Below are 16161 nucleotides of genomic sequence, written 5' to 3'. Positions count from 1 at the left end.
AATCTTATGAAACGCTTATATTGGATGCCTGTGTTAGCACTCAGTATGTTATTAGGTGCTTGCGCATCAACGGTTAAGCCGTCTTATGTTTCACCAACTCAGTACCAAGCTTTAAACTGCCAACAGTTGCAAGCTGAATATAATCGTGTTCAACAATACATCGATAATGGTGTGCAGACACCTAAGCGTACTGGGGTGGGTGTCGGTGTTGGGCTCGGCGGCGGTTGGGCGAGAGGTGGCGGCTGGGGAATTTCCCCAACAATCTCTGTCAATATGGGGCAGTCGATGAATACCAAGAATACTGAACTTGCCAACCTACTCGGTCAGCAAGATGCAATTGTCCAAGCTGCACAGTTCAAAGGTTGTGCAATTGTGGTCAAGCCACGTTCAAAGTCATAAGTTGAAATTTATTTATCACTGTAATTTATTACAGTGATAAATAACTAAATTTTAGCAAAATGTTTCAATATAAAAATATATAAAACAATATCTTAGTAATCTTTATATTCATTTCTTTAATTTTTATAGCCTAATTTTCTCCCCTAAATTTGTTTTTTTGCTTCAAATTCGTTTAAGGTGGCGACCTACATAGTGGTTCGGTATCTTTATGATTGACAGTTGGTTTTTTGTTTTGGCGATGTTGGCGGTGTTACTTATTCCAGGTCCAACCAATGCATTGCTCGCCAGTGCAACTCATCAACAAGGGGCTTTTAAGACGATAATCTTCATTCCAATTGAATGGTTGGGATATGTATATGGCATAAGTTTGTGGGCATTATTTATTCATCTTTTTGAGCCGATTTGGCCAGCTTTAGATCTGATTTTACATACGGTGAGTTTAGCATTGGTACTTTGGATGGCATTTCATCTTTGGAAAAGTGCGCATTTGCAAAAATATGATCAACGCCATCAGAAGATACGTAAGACAAAATTATTTAGCGCGACTTTAAAAAATCCAAAAACAGTGCTTTTAGCGGCAGGTATTTTTCCTGTTGAAACGTGGACTTCGGTTGAAAATGCAGTGCTAGTTTTTGCGATTTTTAGTGTGATCTTAATCCCTGTAAGTGTTTTTTGGATGTACTTCGGACGAGCACTTCTGGTTGGGAGTTTTAATGGAATTACAGCCGACCATTTATATAAAGGGTCGGCAATGTTATTACTGATCTGTATGTTGCCAATGATTTTTCGATTATTTTAATTTATTGAGCTTTACGCTCATTGAGTTTTTGCCGAACAAAACCAATAACGCCCGGCAAGATACTGATGATAATAATGCCAAAAATTAAATAGGTGAAATTATCTTTAACGATTGGCATATTACCAAAGATATAACCTAACGTAATAAATGATGCGATCCAACAAAAAGCACCAATTACGTTATAGGTGAGGAAAAATTTATAATTCATACTGCCTGCACCTGCGACAAATGGTGCAAAGGTACGTGCAAACGGAACAAAGCGGGCAAAAATAATAGTTTTACCGCCATGACGTTGGAAGAACTGCTGTGTTTTAAGTAAATGTTGTTGATTGATGAATCGTGAATTCATTTCGAATACACGCGGGCCGATATAACGCCCAATATGGTAATTTACGGTATCACCTAATACTGCGGCAATAAATAATAAAATACCGAGCACCCACGGATCCATCGCACCAGTTGATGCTGCTAGTGCACCCGCAGCAAATAATAAGCTATCTCCAGGTAAAAAAGGCATCACTACGAGGCCTGTTTCAACGAAGATAATTAAAAATAAAATGGCATAAATCCATACGCCATAATTGGTAATGAATTCTAAAAGGTGTTCATCAACGTGCAGAATAAAATCAATAAGTTCCATGAAGCTGTTAACAGTATAAATTTGAGCTAAATCCTAGCAGTGCAACTATAGAATGTCAGTATAAAAACCAATTTAATTGGTAACATTGATTGAGTAGCGACATGATTAATTTTGATTTGGAATAACAATATTTGTTGCAAATATAGAACGATGCATTAACTAATATAATGTTTATTGCAAAATAAAACACACATAAACTGTTTCTATATTAAAAAACAACTAGTGTGGAATCAATTATGTTTAATCCAAATGTTATCTTAAAAAATATCGTAACGCAGTCAGGTGTAGAAAATATCGTTACGCTTGTTGCACGGATCCTAATGGCCTATATTTTTATTATTGCAGGATGGGGCAAGCTCAGCGCTTATGGCGCTACAGCGGGTTATATGGAATCGATGGGTGTGCCTGCGGCATTGTTACCAGTAACTATTTTGGTTGAGTTTGGTGGTGGACTTGCGCTGTTATTTGGTTTTCAAGCTCGTTTAGCTGCATTTGGTTTAGGTATCTTTAGCATTATTACCGCATTCATTTTCCATGGCGCAGATGATCAAATGCAACAAATCAACTTTATGAAAAACTTAGCTATGTCTGGTGGTTTATTTTATTTAATGTTGCATGGTGCTGGTCGTTTGAGCTTAGATCATGTGATTGAGAAATAATGAGCCATTTAAAACAATCCCCACGTCAATGAGTGGGGATCGGTTTTTATACAGATAAAGTTAATGCTTAATTACAAACAGAAGCCGAAGCAAGGGCTTATTTCTGTTTAGATAATAAGATGTTAAAACCATGAGGGAAGTACGATGAAAAAAATCCTAGTCAGTTGTGGGATCGTCATGTTAACAGGATTGTCAACGTTCACATGGGCAGGAAAAGATGATCACGTGCTTGTGCAAGAAGCAGCAAAAAATGTGATAACGGTGAATCAGATTGCTCAACTGGCTGATGAAACAGGTGTTACTTTAACAGGTCAAATTACGAAACATTTGCGAAGTGATCATTACGAATTTAAAGATCAGAGTGGCACGATTGGCATTGAAGTTGATGATGATATTTGGCGTAAAGCAGGCTTGAAAGTCGGTGATCATGTTCGGCTAGTGGGAGAGGTGGATACCCACCGCTATAAACCCACTGACATTGAAGTGATCAAAATTGAAAAGTAGATGCACTAGTCATAAAAAAACAAGGAAGCTGAAGCTTCCTTGTTTGATTTTGATGGTATTGCTTTAGAGCATAAAGTGAATTTGCATTTCCCCAACAAGGAAACCTAGTACTGCGCCAACAATGATCAATGACCATTCATCTTCTTTAAATGCAGGGCGGAGCATGCCTTCAAATTCTTCAGGACTTAATTTTTGCATTCGTTCGACTAAGGTCGTGCGAACATCCATGGCATCTTCGGCATAAGACTCTACATAGCGCATCGTTTCTGGGAGTTGTTTTAAAATACGCTCAGCAACTTCTGCTTTCAGATTTTGATATTTTTCACCACCAATCGCATAAACAACCAATGGACGAACAATACCTGCCTGTAGGTCAATTTCTTGTTTGACATGGCGGCTGACGAGTTCGATCACTTTATCTGAATTGGTTCCAGAAAAAAGTTCTTCCATCATATTGCGTGATGTAAGCAATTGCTTGGAAATTAAGGCTGCATAATCAGCTGCAACTTCATTTTGACGTTTGATGAATAAACCTTGCCACGTATAACCCAATACCTTTTTGGGATACAGTGGTCTAAACATCATTTGTAAAGCCATCCAGTCACTGAAAAAGCCAACAAATCCACCAAACATTGGCAGCATCCAAGGATATTTTCCTTGAGTGACTACCCAACACAACATTTGCACCACACCAATAGCGAAGCCAAAGACAAAACCGACGTTACTAAAGAATTTAAACTCTTGTTTGCCAACTTTTTTGAAAATTTCGTTGAGAAGACGCTTATCTTTGAGGAGATTGCTAATCACCATGTGTTTGATGTCAAAGTATTTGATGACATCTTTTTGCACTTCGCCCATGATATGTTCAACAATCTCAGGGGCTTTGGCTTGAACTCGCTTAATTAATTTCTTTCGTGCGAACTCAGGCATACCTTCCCATAAACCCGGTTGATATTGTTGTGCAACTTCACGGGTAATGTCTTCAGCGGCAGCCATTAGTGGTTTTTCAATTTCTTGAGCAATCCTTTTCGGATCTAGTCTGGCAAAAATTTCTTGTGGCTGAATTAACTTTGAGGTCATTAACTCAACGGCTATGGTCGCCATTTTTTCAGCTTTGCGAGGGACGATGCCTTGCCATCCGATTGGAAGACCAAATAATCTTAGTCCCTTAAATTCAAGTGGTGCAAACATCATTTGAATGGCAATAACTTTGGTTACATAGCCAATAAAGCCACTAATAAACGGGATTGAAATATATAACCAGAAATTCTGTTGAAAATCCGCAATCATTTCTTGAAACATTATTTTATTGGTCCTTCAAGTCCTAATTGTTGCTCGTTATAGGGCAAGCCATAGATGATAGTGAAATATTTTACAATATTGACTGAGCCAATATCTTTTAGGCTTTTAGTTACCTTTTTATTTTCCTCTTTCCAAGGATAGTGCAGTCGCACAAAAAGGAAACGATGATGCCGACAGCATACCTTTCCGTGGTCATGCATCTTTTCGGCTCATCATCTTAGCACCAAATTCTATTTTTTGTTGATCAGAATCGCCAAGAAGAGTTGATTTAACACTCTTTTTAGGCATCATTTTATGAAATTTTAGTTTAAATATCAGTCATGATTGGTGATAAAAGTTAAAAAATAAGATAGATGATGAATTGCGATGCGCCAAAGCGTGAAAAATGTTAGAATATGGCGCTTAATTCATTTGCCTTTCTGATTAGCCATGACGACCAATACTCAAATTACTGAAGATCGCATCCTTATTCTGGATTTCGGCTCTCAATATAGCCAGCTGATTGCACGTCGTGTGCGTGAAGCAGGTGTCTACTCTGAAATGTATGCATACGATATGTCTGAAGAAGATATTCGTGCATTTAATCCGAATGGGATTATTTTGTCAGGTGGCCCTGAAAGCGTACATGAAGAAGGTAGTCCACGCGCACCGCAGTTGGTATTTGAATTAGGCGTACCTGTTTTAGGTATTTGCTATGGTTTACAAACCATGTCTGAACAGCTTGGTGGTAAAGTAGAACCAGGTACAGTACATGAATTTGGTTATGCTGCTGTTGATGTATTGGTTCGTGATCAATTGTTGGGTGATCTCAATGATGGTGACGACAAGCTTAATGTTTGGATGAGTCATGGCGATAAAGTCAGTGTGATTCCAGAAGGTTTCTCTGTTACTGCAAGTACACCAAGCTGTCCATTTGCTGCGGTAAGTGATGAAACACGCCGTTTCTATGGTGTTCAATTCCATCCTGAAGTGACACATACAGCGAAAGGTGCAGAGTTATTATCGAACTTTGTGCATGGGATTTGCGGATGCCGCAATCTTTGGAACTCTGAAAACATCATCGACTTGCGTGTTGAACAATTACGTGAGCAAATTGGTGATCAAAAAGTTTTGTTAGGTCTTTCAGGTGGTGTTGATTCTTCTGTTGTTGCTGCACTTTTACACCGTGCGATTGGCGATCAGTTGACTTGCGTATTTGTAGACAATGGTTTGCTTCGTTTAAACGAAGGTGAACAAGTGATGGACATGTTTGCAAAAAACATGGGCATCCGTGTGATTCGTGCCGATGCTGAACAGCGTTTCTTAACGGCGTTAGCGGGTGAAGTTGATCCTGAGAAGAAACGTAAAATTATTGGTCGTGAATTCATCGAAGTATTTGCTGAAGAAGCACGTAAACTTGATGGCGTAAATTTCCTTGCTCAAGGTACGATTTACCCAGATGTGATCGAATCTGCTGCCACTAAAAATGGTAAAGCACATGTGATTAAATCACACCATAACGTCGGTGGTTTACCAGAAGATTTAGCTTTTGAATTGGTTGAGCCGATTCGTGATTTGTTTAAAGATGAAGTACGCCGTTTAGGAACGACACTCGGTCTTCCATTCGAAATGCTTTATCGTCATCCATTCCCAGGTCCAGGTTTGGGTGTGCGTATTTTGGGTGAAGTGAAAAAGGAATATGCTGATATTCTACGTCTTGCTGATGACATCTTTATGCAAGAGCTTCGTGCAAGCGGTTGGTATGATAAAACTGCGCAAGCATTTGCAGTATTCCAACCTGTAAAATCTGTGGGTGTTGTTGGTGATGGTCGCCGTTATGCATGGGTGATTGCGCTTCGTGCGGTTGAAACGGTTGACTTTATGACAGCGCGTTTCGCTCATTTACCGTATGACTTAGTTGATAAAATCTCAACGCGTATCATGAATGAAATCAAAGATGTTTCACGTGTGGTGTATGATGTGTCATCTAAGCCACCAGCAACGATTGAGTGGGAGTAAAACTGGGGTTTCAAACAGCAACGCTGCTTGCCAAATTTACGCCAAGAGCTGTGCCCGCGGCAGTAGGATTTCAAGAAACGAAGCCTAGTGCCAGTTTTATGCCATGAATGAGTTTTAAAATGAAACTTTAAAAATGATGCGTAAGGTGTTCTTGGCAGTGCCCTAGAAAATTACTCTTAAAAGAGCGCTTAGGCGCTCTTTTTCTTTTATACTGTTTTAAAAATTAGTATTTTATTTTGGGTTTATATGTATACACATTATGATTTGATGCTGCCTTTGCTCCGTATTATGCAATCACATGATGTGACTTATAGTTTAAAAGAAGCTTATGAAATACTACTTCAAGAATTAAAATGTTCAGAAGAAGATCGAAATGAAACAATGGAAGATGGGCGAAATGTTATATTTTATCGTTTGCAATGGGCCAAGACTTATTTAAAGAAAGCTGGATTAATTGATTATCCTAAACGAGCGCATTTTAATCTGTCTAATTTAGGGAAAAGTTTGGATCTAAGTAAAATTAAAAAAATAGATGCTCAATATCTATCTCAATTTGATACTTTTAGTGAATTTAGAAAAATAAATACAAAAGATAGAAAAGAACAAAGAAATGAAAGCACGCAAAAAGATGATGAAGACTCTGAAGAGTTAACACCCCCAGAAATTATTTCTCAGCAAGCTAAAATATTAAATGATGATTTGAAAATTGAGCTATTAAATTTAATTAAAGGCAATTCTCCGCAGTTTTTTGAAAGATTAGTTGTAGATTTGCTTGTTGCTATGGGTTATGGGGGTTCACATCAAGATGCTGCACAAGCAATAGGTAAAACAAGTGATGGTGGTATTGATGGAATCATCAGTGAAGATCGTTTGGGTTTAGACAAAATTTATATTCAAGCAAAGCGCTGGGAAGATACCGTTGGTCGCCCAAATATACAACAGTTCAAAGGTGCATTAGCCGATCAGGTTGCTAAGAAAGGTGTATTTATTACGACCTCAAGTTTTAGCAAAGAAGCAGTCGAATCTGCAAAAAAATCTGGAATTGTCTTAATTGATGGAGAAAAGCTAACTTCTTTAATGATCGAGTTCGGTTTAGGTGTGCAAGTTGAGCGAAGTTTTTATATTTATAAAATAGATCAAGATCGGTTTGATGAAGATAGTTTTTAAGAGCGCTCAGTCGCTCTTTTTTATTACTTAACTTTATAAAATTTCTCTATAAAAAATTAATAAATCATTAAATATCAAAATTATAAAATTTAAAAAGATATCTTAACTTGCCATAAGAATAATTAAGATATATCTTATTTATCATAAATTAAGCAGTATGAGAAAAATAAAGATGAGACATCAATCAGATCATCGTGAAAATGAACATGATACACACCATCGAGAGCATCACCGTACAGGGCGCCGTGGACGTTTATTTGAATCAGGACGTATGAAACTGTTAGTTCTGCATTTAATTCAGCAAAATCCTAAACATGGCTATGAAATTATTAAAGAAATTAGTGATTTAGTCGGTGATGGCTATACACCAAGTGCAGGAACAATTTATCCAACACTGACTAGCTTAGAAGAAATGAACTGTATTTCTTTACTGGATGCCGAACGTAAGCAATACCAAGTCACTGAATATGGCGAGACTTATCTAAAAGATCAGCAGGAAATGCTGACCGCTTTGTTGGAAAAACTACGGATTCGACGTGAAATTCATAACAACGATCAACTGATAGAGATCCATCGAGCAATGGAAAATCTAAAAACAGCATTACGATTAAAACTCAGTATTGCTGATCTACAGCAAGAACAAATTTATCAAATTGCTGAAAAGATTGATCAAGCCGCAATTGCGATTGGACGTTTATAAGTTGGGGGCGAAGGATGTTAGCGCTACAGCAGAAAATTAAACAGGCAGGATTACGAGTGACGCATCCACGCATGGCAGTTTTATCTTTACTGGCACAACAGACGGATGACCTCACCGTGAAACAAATTTACCAACGTCTAAATCTACAAAAGCAGCAGTTAAGTTTGGCAACCATCTATCGCGTGGTGAGTGATCTTGTCTTGGCAGGTTTATTGGTGAGTTATCAATTTCATCGTGCGGAAACGAAATTTAATCTTCCAAGGGTTTCTAAAAATCAATTACTACAAATTCGCTGTGCAGATTTAACCACAGCAAAACAAGCACGATTTTTACAGTCCTTAGAAGCCGTATTTACCCAATTTCAAATTGATTTGATGCAGATCGAAATCAAAGAAAATCCTTAATTAAAAATTGATTGGAGCAAATGATGAAACAACATCAATACCATGTCACGGTACAGCATTTAAAAGATGCAAAAGGGCACGCCTCGACCTATACCGAGCGTTTAGAGTTCTATACAGGGAATCATGACGATATTTTTGAGATCGTTGAGCGTTTGAAAAAAGCCGAGTTGTTCGATGATCAAACTACAAAATCTTTTGCAGTGGGGCTAAAACTTTTTAGTGAAGTGATGCTGGAAAATAAAGATCATCCACTATTCGAAGAATTCTTGCCGCAGTTCGGTCAATTTATGAAGAATCTAAAGCAACATGTAAAGAAACAGGTTGAATGAGTGTGGGGGCAAATGGCATGCAACAAACAAAGAAGACTTTCTTTACTAAATTACCTGCAAAATATGCTGCTTGGATTATGCCTTTATTGCTATCAGGTTTAATGAGTGGCACTTTGTCACTGATCAATATGCTGATTAATTTAGGGTTAACCACAAATTTTATAAGCCACTGGTTAAATGCTTGGATGCTATCTTGGTTGATTGCTTATCCTGTAGTTTTGATTTTTCTACCTTTGGTTAGACGTTTGACAGGCTTAATTGTGGAGATGCCATCACATTGATTGATCCTGTTCATGCATTGTGAAAAATAAATGCAAGATTGTCTCATTGATAGCACTCTGCGTATTACCAAAAGACTATATTGAATGATGATTGTATTGTTAAGATCAGTAAAACAACTCATTGCAATAGCATAGGTAAAAGAGAGCGATATCATGAGCAATAATAACGATTACGATATTTCTAACTCCAAAGATTGTGAAACTTATATCAATCAGTTTATTCAAGAATTTACGATTAGATCAGCGGAAATTGGTAAGGGTACAGTCATTAAGCGAGCCTTACCGAGTCGTCAGAAGCGTTTGGTGGGGGCGTGGTGTTTCCTTGATCATGCAGGGCCTGTGAGTTTCCCTGCGGGAGATGGTTTAGATGTTGGGCCACACCCACATATTGGTTTGCAGACATTTACATGGATGATTGAAGGCACCATGATGCATACTGATAGTCTGGGTTCAAAACAACTGATTCGTCCAAAGCAAGTGAATTTAATGACGGCAGGTCATGGAATTTCTCATACTGAAGTTGCACCTGAGACTGAAACTAAAATGCATGCGGCACAACTTTGGATTGCTTTGCCAGATGACAAGCTCAACATAGATCCTAAATTTGAGCACTATCCAGAATTGCCTGTGGTGAGTAAGGATCAGGTTGAGTTTACCGTGTTGGTCGGTGATTTCTTGGAAACAACCTCACCAGTTCAAGTACATACGCCTTTGGTCGGTGTTGACCTCACTGCACAAGCCAATACGAAAACCCGTATTCCACTGAATCCAAAATTTGAATATGCCTTTATGGCATTAGAGGGTGTTGCTCGTGTTAATGGACATGAGTTAAATGCTGATAATATGGTGATCTTGGAAACAGGCTTGACTGAAATCGAAGTTGAGCTGACAGAAGGTCATCGTGTGTTACTCATCGGGGGTGAACCGTTTGAGTCGCCAATTTTGCTGTGGTGGAACTTCGTTGGACGTACCATGCAAGATTTACAGCAAGCACGAGAAGATTGGGTCAATCATGATCCCCGTTTTGGTGAAATTCCTGATTATCAAGGTAAGCGTCTCGAAGCACCTGTACTGCCTGAGCAAATGAGGGCATCGAAATGAGTATTATCGCAAGTGCAAAAGTTCTAACTTTACCTGAACCGTGGAAAGGGGAAGTAACGAGTGGAACACACCAATTTCTAACCGATAAACCCGAATCTTTTGGAGGTCATGATACAGGGCCAGCGCCCTATGATTTTCTGACTGCAAGTCTAGCATCATGCACCATGATTACCTTACGCATGTATGCACAGCATAAGCAAATTGATTTGGGTCAGTTTAGCGTAGAAGTCGATTTTCACACCAATCGTGAACAACAGGAACGAATCGAACGTCGAGTAATATTTAAACAACCGATTTCACAAGACTTACAAGAAAAATTTCTCAATGTATGTAGCAAAACACCAGTTACTAAAACTTTGTTACGCAGTTTAGACATACAGACCGTGATTGTTTAAGACTAAAGTGCTATTGTGCTTGGGCGAAACATAATTCTAAGTGTAACTGTGAGAGGGATTAGAACCGCAGTTACACAGTAAAAAAGCAGGCACAAAAATGATTACCTTACATTACCTACAATGCTCACGTTCATTCCGTATCCTGTGGGCATTAGAAGAACTTGGTGTGGATTACCAAGTTGAGTATTATCAAAGGTCACCTAGTTATGCAGCCCCTGAAAGCCTTAAACAAATTCATCCTTTAGGAAAAGCACCAATTCTGGTTGATGATGAAGAGGTTATTGTAGAATCTGCTGTTATTTTGGATTATTTGCAACAGCAGTATGATGGGCAGCAAAAATTTAAACCAGAACAAGCAAAAGACCAGCGGCAATATTCCTATTGGATGCACTATGCAGAAGGCTCTCTTATGCCATTGTTGGTGATGACTCTCGTCATCAATAATGTAAGCAAACATGTTCCGTGGGTTATTCGCCCTGTTGCTGAAAAAATTACCAATGGTATAAAAGCTGGTTTTGTTCGTCCTCGTGTAAAAGAACATATTCTCTATCTTGAACAGTATTTGGCAGAACATGATTATTTCGCGGGAGACTTTTCTTTTGCAGATATTCAAATGGCATTTCCACTGATTGCAATCCAAAAACGTTTACATGGTAAATATCCGAATATTCAAGCCTTTGTCCAACGTGTTCAGCAGCGTTCAGCATTTCAGCACGCTGAGCAAAAAAGTTTGCATTCGCAGTGTGCATAAATTTTCAAACATGAAAAAAGGGAGAACAACGGGTTCTCCCTTTTTTCATTCATGAAGATTTTTATCGTTTAATTACAATTGAATCAATACCACTGTGTTGCAAGGTTTGTTGAGCAGCAAGTGCTGCATCTTGGCTATCATAAGGACCAGAGAAAACACGATACCATGTTTGCCCATTCTCAACGGTTTTTATGATATCGGCAGATAAACCATTCAAAATAATTTCCGCACGACGTGCATCAGCGCTATCTGGATCTGGATAGCTACGTACTTGTAAGATATAACTGGCTTGAACTGGTGTGGTTGTTTCAGTCGATGTGATGGTTGTTGGGTCTGCTGTGGTTGTTTCAGGTTTTGGTGATTCGATAATCACAACATTACCTTCTTGTTTTGTTTCAGGGACAGCCTGTTCAGGAATTGGCGTGACTTGTTGTTGGGGTAACAAGTCATAGAAACGATAGTCCTTATTGGTGTCTTCTTCGTAATGTTCAGAAGTGACTTGATTCTTTGCGGGGACGGGTTGCCACGGCTGCCATAGCATTAACATGACGCCTGCACAAAGGATCGCAAGAATTGCGACAAGCATTCCTAACCACTTGGGAACAAGTGGTTTTTTGGGCTTGTTTGGTCGTTCAGATACACCACGTTGCGTTTTTCCAAACACCTGAAATTCCTCTTGATCCTAATCCTATTAGGTTATTTGTAACTTGAAACTGCTTAAAAACAAAGCATTATGTTTAAAATAATGCTTTGTTTGTTTTACGATCTGGGTAATGTTGCAAGAGCATTGCTTTGCTGATTACATTTCTACGCGGGCATAGCCCTTGTCTTGCGACAATGTGCAAAGCGTTGCTTTGCTAGTTACATTGTCTCAGGCGCTGATACGCCCAGTAAGTCTAAACCATTACGTAAAACTTGCTGTACGTTAATTGAAAGTAATAAACGTGCTTGAGATAAAGGGATATTTGTTTCATCTAGAATTTTAACATTATCCAAGTTATACCAACCGTGGAACAACGCAGCTAATTCTTTCAGATAGTTGCCAATTTGATGCGGTTCATACGCATTGGCTGCACGTACTAATATATCTGGATAAGCTGAGAGCTTAGCTAATATTTCAAATTCTGCCTCTAAAGTCAGTAATTTTGCATCATAATTTTGTAGAGCAGTGCGATCAAATGGAATATTCTTTTCTGGTGCACGAATATCTACCATACGGTTCACACGGGCATGCGCATATTGAATGTAGTACACCGCATTATCTTTGCTTTGAGAAACGGCAAGGTCTAAGTCAAAGTCGATGTGTTGTTCAGATTTACGCATCACATAATAGAAACGAGCTGCGTCATTACCGACTTCTTTACGTAGGTCACGTAAAGTCACGAACTGACCCGAACGAGATGACATTTGCACCATCTCGCCACCACGCCATAAGCTCACGAACTGAACCAAAAGCACGGTCAATTTCTTCGAGTCATAACCCATTGCATCAATGGCTGCTTTCACACGTGAGATATAGCCGTGGTGGTCTGAACCCCAAATATCAATCAGGTCGGTATAGCCACGTTGTAACTTATTTAAGTGGTAAGCAATGTCAGATGCAAAATAAGTGGTTTGACCATTACGACGTTTGACTACACGGTCTTTCTCATCGCCAAATTCAGTTGATTTAAACCAAATATTGCCATCTTTTTCATAGAGAAAGCCACGTTGATCAAGCGTCGCAAGTGCTTCATCAATTTTTTCGGTTAGCGAAGCTTCGCTGAACCATTCATCAAAAGTCACGCCAAAGTCAGCAAGGTCATCTTTGATATCATCCAAAATGGCATGTAAAGCCGCTTGGTGAAATACACGATAACCCGCACCTAACTGTTGTTGTGAATTGGCAATTAAGCCATCAATGTGTTTTTCTTTATCGCCAGCAAGGACAACTTTATTGCCTTCAGCATCGAGTTCTTCGGCATATTGAACGTCTTCAGGCACATCTTTATAAATGTCAGCAACTGGACGAACATGCGCATCTGCATCTTTATCAATAATGCTTTGTGCGATTTCTTTGACGTAGTCGCCTTGATAAGCATTTTTAGGGAAAACCAGTGTTTGTCCCGTGAGTTCTAAATAACGTAAATACGTTGAGGTTGCCAAAATATCCATTTGACGACCTGCATCGTTGACATAATATTCACGGTCAACTTTTGCACCTGTTGCTTCTAAAAGGTTGGCAACAGTCATGCCGTAAGCTGCACCACGACCATGTCCTACATGTAGACTAGATGTTGGGTTTGCAGAAACAAATTCAACTTGGATCTTTTTAGCTGCATTGGCTTGAGTGCGACCATACTGATCTTTTTGTGCTTGAATTTGATCAAGTACAGCGAAGCGTTGGTCTGCATTTAAAAAGAAGTTAATAAAACCAGGACCTGCGATTTCTGCCTTTGTAATGTCAGCGACTTCAGGCAGTGCTGCTAAGATTTTTTCAGCTAGATCACGTGGTTTCATACCAGCAGCTTTAGAGCCGATCATGGCAATATTTGAAGCAAAATCACCGTGACTTCGGTCTTTAGTACGGGTTAAATGGCTCGTGTTTGTCCAATCTGAAGGAAGTACCCCTTGTTGTTGAAGGGATTGCACCGCATGATCAAGAGCTGCTTGTATTGCCGTATTCATAGTTACCGAAATAAATGTCGCGGAAAAACGTCAAATATAGCAAATTTTGAGGGCTTAAGGGGAGAGTGATTGAAGTGGAATTAACATATTCACATAAATCTTTTCAGACTTTTATTTTTCAGTGTGGTGATGGGGATGCTATATCGACGATAGATATAGCATTTTTCTCTTTAAGCTTGTAAAACCTGTTCGAGTAATTCATCACTCGGTGCGAAATAATATGCTCCATCAATCGCAGTAGTGAAATGCAATAAACGGTCATGAATACCGTCACCTGTGGTACCAAACATTCGTTTTAACATGGCATCAATAATGCTCAAATTATTGGTATAGGCAACAAAAAATAGACCTTGTTCACCTTTACCATCACCATAAGGCAAACTGTGACGCAAGATTTCCATTTCTTCGCCATCCTCATCTTCTACTACAGTACGAGCGACATGCGAATTTTGGGGTTTGATGTCATCATCAAGTTCAATAGATTCAAGTTTGGTACGTCCAAAAACATGTTCTTGAGCATCGACTTTGAGTTGTTGCCATTTTGCTAAATCATGAATATAGCGTTGTGCGAAAATAAAGCTGCCATCTGCAAAAGCGCCAGCTGTTTCTGCAAGGAGGGCAGCTTCAGCACGGTCATCTGGAAATTGAGGATTTTCTGTACCATCAATAAAGCCTGTCATATCGCGACCATCAAAGAAACGGAAACACGCGCGTTCATCTAAAACATCAACTTTGTTTTGAATGCCACTGAAGAATGCTTGACTGATGGCAAAGCAAATATCGGCACGAGCGCTGGCGATATGAATAAACACATCGGCGGGTACGACAGGCATATTAAACGCCCCTTGTTGAGGGTCGAGTTGTTTAAACCCCTCAGGCGTTTGTGAATAAAGTCTCGACCAAAGCTCAGGGCCAAATGCAATCGCAGTTTTAATCTGATCATTTGGGTGTTGAGTGATAAGACGATCACGAGTTGAAAGCAGAGCTTCAATCTGCTGCTTGAGTTCCGAAATACTTAAATCTTTTAAACGCAAAACAATAAAACGAGCATGGTCGGATGGTAATGGAAGAATGACGGATTGAGCAGTCATGAAGCTCTCCTTGGTTCGTTATTTTTAAATGATACAAAGATATGATTTTGCCCGATGTGAGCAGTGCTTAATAGCTTACTTTTGACGATTTTTACGATATTGATAATCGTTAAATAATAGTCGACATAGCATCCAAGCATTGGATGCTAAGATTGGAAACATTTAATTGGTTTTAAAATTTGGTATGAATTTTTGTACTGCAAAAATAACTGCGAAGCAAAGCGCCATACATAAAACGATACTCAGACCTGTGGCAATATTTAACGCCGCACTAGACCATAAGCCAACCGTCACACCCAATTGAGCCAGTATAAATGCCCAAATCACCATTTGTTTAGGTGAATGTGCAAGTAAGCGTGCGCTTAGTGCAGGAATCACCAGTAATGCACCCATAAGGAGTGAGCCGACAGCGCGGAGCGCAAGTACAGTAAATAAAGCCAGTAATAGCATGAAAATTAAACGTTGCCAGTTGGCACTGACTCCTTCGCTCATGGCAATATCAGGGTCAATCGCAATTTGGATTTGCGCTGACCATGAGCGATAAAGCACAGCCAGAGAACTCACAATGACCACGGCAAACATGGGTAAATCAGCCCACTCTATACTGAGTAGATCACCGAACAAATAGCTCAATAATTCGGGACGTAAACTCGGAATATGCTGAATCAAGAGCAAGCCTGAGCAGAGTAAGGTTGCTGAGCTTAGAGCGAGGAGGGCATCATTGGGTAGGCGAGAATCATGCAGCACCCATAAAATTGCTACCAATAATGCAGCTAAACTGGCTACACCTAACCAAAAAGGTAAATGCAATAAACCTGCAATCGCGACACCCAGTAAAGTTCCGTGGGCCATGGTGTCGGCAAAAAAAGACATTCTGCGCCAAAGCATCAGGCAGCCGAGTGGTGCTGTCAGGAATACCAGTAGCGACCCCATAATCCAAGCAGGTAATAGTAGTTGTAACCATTCCATCATTG

Annotated in this window: 19 protein-coding genes; 13 read left to right on the top strand and 6 right to left on the bottom strand. The window is 39.4% G+C overall.

Going from position 1 to position 16161, the window contains the following annotated elements; genetic code table 11:
* Nucleotides 1-6 precede the first annotated feature (6 nt).
* Complete coding sequence (locus O1450_RS15460) at nt 7-399, top strand: hypothetical protein (RefSeq protein WP_269229122.1); 393 nt, start codon at nt 7-9, stop codon at nt 397-399.
* A gap of 208 nt (nt 400-607) precedes the next feature.
* Nucleotides 608-1198 carry a threonine transporter RhtB gene (locus O1450_RS15455; protein ID WP_269229121.1) on the top strand — a complete coding sequence of 197 codons (591 nt, stop codon included), beginning with the start codon at nt 608-610 and terminating at the stop codon, nt 1196-1198.
* Nucleotide 1199: 1 nt separating this feature from the next.
* On the opposite strand, the gene O1450_RS15450 is transcribed toward O1450_RS15455, so the two are convergent.
* Nucleotides 1200-1838: a DedA family protein gene (locus tag O1450_RS15450; protein ID WP_004665252.1), complete on the bottom strand. Its 639-nt coding sequence runs from the start codon at nt 1836-1838 to the stop codon at nt 1200-1202.
* A gap of 236 nt (nt 1839-2074) precedes the next feature.
* Between O1450_RS15450 and O1450_RS15445 the strand changes: the two genes are divergently transcribed.
* Together O1450_RS15445 and O1450_RS15440 are read left to right on the top strand one after the other, a co-directional pair.
* Nucleotides 2075-2497 carry a DoxX family protein gene (locus O1450_RS15445; RefSeq protein ID WP_269229120.1) on the top strand — a complete coding sequence of 141 codons (423 nt, stop codon included), beginning with the start codon at nt 2075-2077 and terminating at the stop codon, nt 2495-2497.
* A 144-nt stretch (nt 2498-2641) separates the two neighbouring features.
* Nucleotides 2642-3001 (top strand): NirD/YgiW/YdeI family stress tolerance protein, encoded by a 360-nt coding sequence (locus tag O1450_RS15440; protein WP_269229119.1) that lies wholly within the window; start codon nt 2642-2644, stop codon nt 2999-3001.
* A 63-nt stretch (nt 3002-3064) separates the two neighbouring features.
* Here the strand turns inward: O1450_RS15440 and O1450_RS15435 are convergent, their stop codons facing one another.
* The gene (locus O1450_RS15435; RefSeq protein ID WP_269230486.1) at nt 3065-4291 is read right to left on the bottom strand and encodes a DUF445 family protein; all 1227 of its coding nucleotides are present in this window, start codon (nt 4289-4291) and stop codon (nt 3065-3067) included.
* A 441-nt stretch (nt 4292-4732) separates the two neighbouring features.
* Here O1450_RS15435 and guaA point away from each other — a divergent pair, with 441 nt between their 5' ends.
* The 9 genes from guaA (at nt 4733) to O1450_RS15390 (ending at nt 11429) form a co-directional block, all read left to right on the top strand.
* Nucleotides 4733-6301: a glutamine-hydrolyzing GMP synthase gene (guaA, locus tag O1450_RS15430; RefSeq protein ID WP_269229118.1), complete on the top strand. Its 1569-nt coding sequence runs from the start codon at nt 4733-4735 to the stop codon at nt 6299-6301.
* A gap of 246 nt (nt 6302-6547) precedes the next feature.
* A complete protein-coding gene (locus tag O1450_RS15425; protein ID WP_269229117.1) occupies nt 6548-7468 on the top strand; it encodes a restriction endonuclease in 921 nt (306 codons plus the stop codon).
* Nucleotides 7469-7640: 172 nt separating this feature from the next.
* Nucleotides 7641-8168: a PadR family transcriptional regulator gene (locus tag O1450_RS15420; protein WP_269229116.1), complete on the top strand. Its 528-nt coding sequence runs from the start codon at nt 7641-7643 to the stop codon at nt 8166-8168.
* Between the two features lie 14 nt (nt 8169-8182).
* Nucleotides 8183-8572, top strand: coding sequence for a Fur family transcriptional regulator (locus O1450_RS15415; RefSeq protein WP_269229115.1), 390 nt, complete (start codon nt 8183-8185; stop codon nt 8570-8572).
* A gap of 23 nt (nt 8573-8595) precedes the next feature.
* Nucleotides 8596-8901, top strand: a complete 306-nt coding sequence (locus tag O1450_RS15410) for a DUF3861 domain-containing protein (RefSeq protein ID WP_269229114.1) — start codon at nt 8596-8598, stop codon at nt 8899-8901.
* A 17-nt stretch (nt 8902-8918) separates the two neighbouring features.
* Nucleotides 8919-9182 (top strand): DUF2798 domain-containing protein, encoded by a 264-nt coding sequence (locus O1450_RS15405; RefSeq protein WP_269229113.1) that lies wholly within the window; start codon nt 8919-8921, stop codon nt 9180-9182.
* A gap of 153 nt (nt 9183-9335) precedes the next feature.
* Entirely contained in the window at nt 9336-10283 is a 948-nt protein-coding gene (locus O1450_RS15400) for a pirin family protein (protein ID WP_269229112.1), read from the top strand.
* The gene (locus tag O1450_RS15395; protein WP_269229111.1) at nt 10280-10678 is read left to right on the top strand and encodes an OsmC family protein; all 399 of its coding nucleotides are present in this window, start codon (nt 10280-10282) and stop codon (nt 10676-10678) included. The genes O1450_RS15400 and O1450_RS15395 overlap by 4 nt, the downstream gene beginning before the upstream one ends.
* A gap of 97 nt (nt 10679-10775) precedes the next feature.
* Nucleotides 10776-11429, top strand: coding sequence for a glutathione S-transferase family protein (locus tag O1450_RS15390; RefSeq protein WP_269229110.1), 654 nt, complete (start codon nt 10776-10778; stop codon nt 11427-11429).
* Nucleotides 11430-11490: 61 nt separating this feature from the next.
* On the opposite strand, the gene O1450_RS15385 is transcribed toward O1450_RS15390, so the two are convergent.
* The 4 genes from O1450_RS15385 to znuB all read right to left on the bottom strand — a co-directional run bounded on the left by O1450_RS15385 (nt 11491) and on the right by znuB (nt 16159).
* Nucleotides 11491-12093: an SPOR domain-containing protein gene (locus tag O1450_RS15385; protein ID WP_269229109.1), complete on the bottom strand. Its 603-nt coding sequence runs from the start codon at nt 12091-12093 to the stop codon at nt 11491-11493.
* 197 nt (nt 12094-12290) lie between these two features.
* Nucleotides 12291-14096 carry an arginine--tRNA ligase gene (argS, locus tag O1450_RS15380; protein WP_269229108.1) on the bottom strand — a complete coding sequence of 602 codons (1806 nt, stop codon included), beginning with the start codon at nt 14094-14096 and terminating at the stop codon, nt 12291-12293.
* A gap of 170 nt (nt 14097-14266) precedes the next feature.
* Entirely contained in the window at nt 14267-15187 is a 921-nt protein-coding gene (locus tag O1450_RS15375; protein ID WP_269229107.1) for a Dyp-type peroxidase, read from the bottom strand.
* 162 nt (nt 15188-15349) lie between these two features.
* On the bottom strand, nt 15350-16159 hold the full coding sequence (znuB, locus tag O1450_RS15370) for a zinc ABC transporter permease subunit ZnuB (RefSeq protein WP_269229106.1): 810 nt from the start codon (nt 16157-16159) through the stop codon (nt 15350-15352).
* Nucleotides 16160-16161 lie beyond the last annotated feature (2 nt).

Origin of the sequence: Acinetobacter sp. TR11 (assembly GCF_027105035.1) — a bacterium.
In the GTDB taxonomy this organism is placed as follows: domain Bacteria; phylum Pseudomonadota; class Gammaproteobacteria; order Pseudomonadales; family Moraxellaceae; genus Acinetobacter.
The sequence above is the reverse complement of the archived record's forward strand: the minus strand, read 5'-3'. Positions and strand labels throughout refer to the sequence as shown.

Excerpts from the sequence above, each read along its gene's own strand:
- O1450_RS15460 (WP_269229122.1), top strand. The coding sequence starts at position 7 with ATGAAACGCTTATATTGGATGCCTGTGTTAGCACTCAGTATGTTATTA.
- O1450_RS15455 (WP_269229121.1), top strand. The coding sequence starts at position 608 with ATGATTGACAGTTGGTTTTTTGTTTTGGCGATGTTGGCGGTGTTACTT.
- O1450_RS15450 (WP_004665252.1), bottom strand. The coding sequence starts at position 1,838 with ATGGAACTTATTGATTTTATTCTGCACGTTGATGAACACCTTTTAGAA.
- O1450_RS15445 (WP_269229120.1), top strand. The coding sequence starts at position 2,075 with ATGTTTAATCCAAATGTTATCTTAAAAAATATCGTAACGCAGTCAGGT.
- O1450_RS15440 (WP_269229119.1), top strand. The coding sequence starts at position 2,642 with ATGAAAAAAATCCTAGTCAGTTGTGGGATCGTCATGTTAACAGGATTG.
- O1450_RS15435 (WP_269230486.1), bottom strand. The coding sequence starts at position 4,291 with ATGATTGCGGATTTTCAACAGAATTTCTGGTTATATATTTCAATCCCG.
- guaA (WP_269229118.1), top strand. The coding sequence starts at position 4,733 with ATGACGACCAATACTCAAATTACTGAAGATCGCATCCTTATTCTGGAT.
- O1450_RS15425 (WP_269229117.1), top strand. The coding sequence starts at position 6,548 with ATGTATACACATTATGATTTGATGCTGCCTTTGCTCCGTATTATGCAA.
- O1450_RS15420 (WP_269229116.1), top strand. The coding sequence starts at position 7,641 with ATGAGACATCAATCAGATCATCGTGAAAATGAACATGATACACACCAT.
- O1450_RS15415 (WP_269229115.1), top strand. The coding sequence starts at position 8,183 with ATGTTAGCGCTACAGCAGAAAATTAAACAGGCAGGATTACGAGTGACG.
- O1450_RS15410 (WP_269229114.1), top strand. The coding sequence starts at position 8,596 with ATGAAACAACATCAATACCATGTCACGGTACAGCATTTAAAAGATGCA.
- O1450_RS15405 (WP_269229113.1), top strand. The coding sequence starts at position 8,919 with ATGCAACAAACAAAGAAGACTTTCTTTACTAAATTACCTGCAAAATAT.
- O1450_RS15400 (WP_269229112.1), top strand. The coding sequence starts at position 9,336 with ATGAGCAATAATAACGATTACGATATTTCTAACTCCAAAGATTGTGAA.
- O1450_RS15395 (WP_269229111.1), top strand. The coding sequence starts at position 10,280 with ATGAGTATTATCGCAAGTGCAAAAGTTCTAACTTTACCTGAACCGTGG.
- O1450_RS15390 (WP_269229110.1), top strand. The coding sequence starts at position 10,776 with ATGATTACCTTACATTACCTACAATGCTCACGTTCATTCCGTATCCTG.
- argS (WP_269229108.1), bottom strand. The coding sequence starts at position 14,096 with ATGAATACGGCAATACAAGCAGCTCTTGATCATGCGGTGCAATCCCTT.
- O1450_RS15375 (WP_269229107.1), bottom strand. The coding sequence starts at position 15,187 with ATGACTGCTCAATCCGTCATTCTTCCATTACCATCCGACCATGCTCGT.
- znuB (WP_269229106.1), bottom strand. The coding sequence starts at position 16,159 with ATGATGGAATGGTTACAACTACTATTACCTGCTTGGATTATGGGGTCG.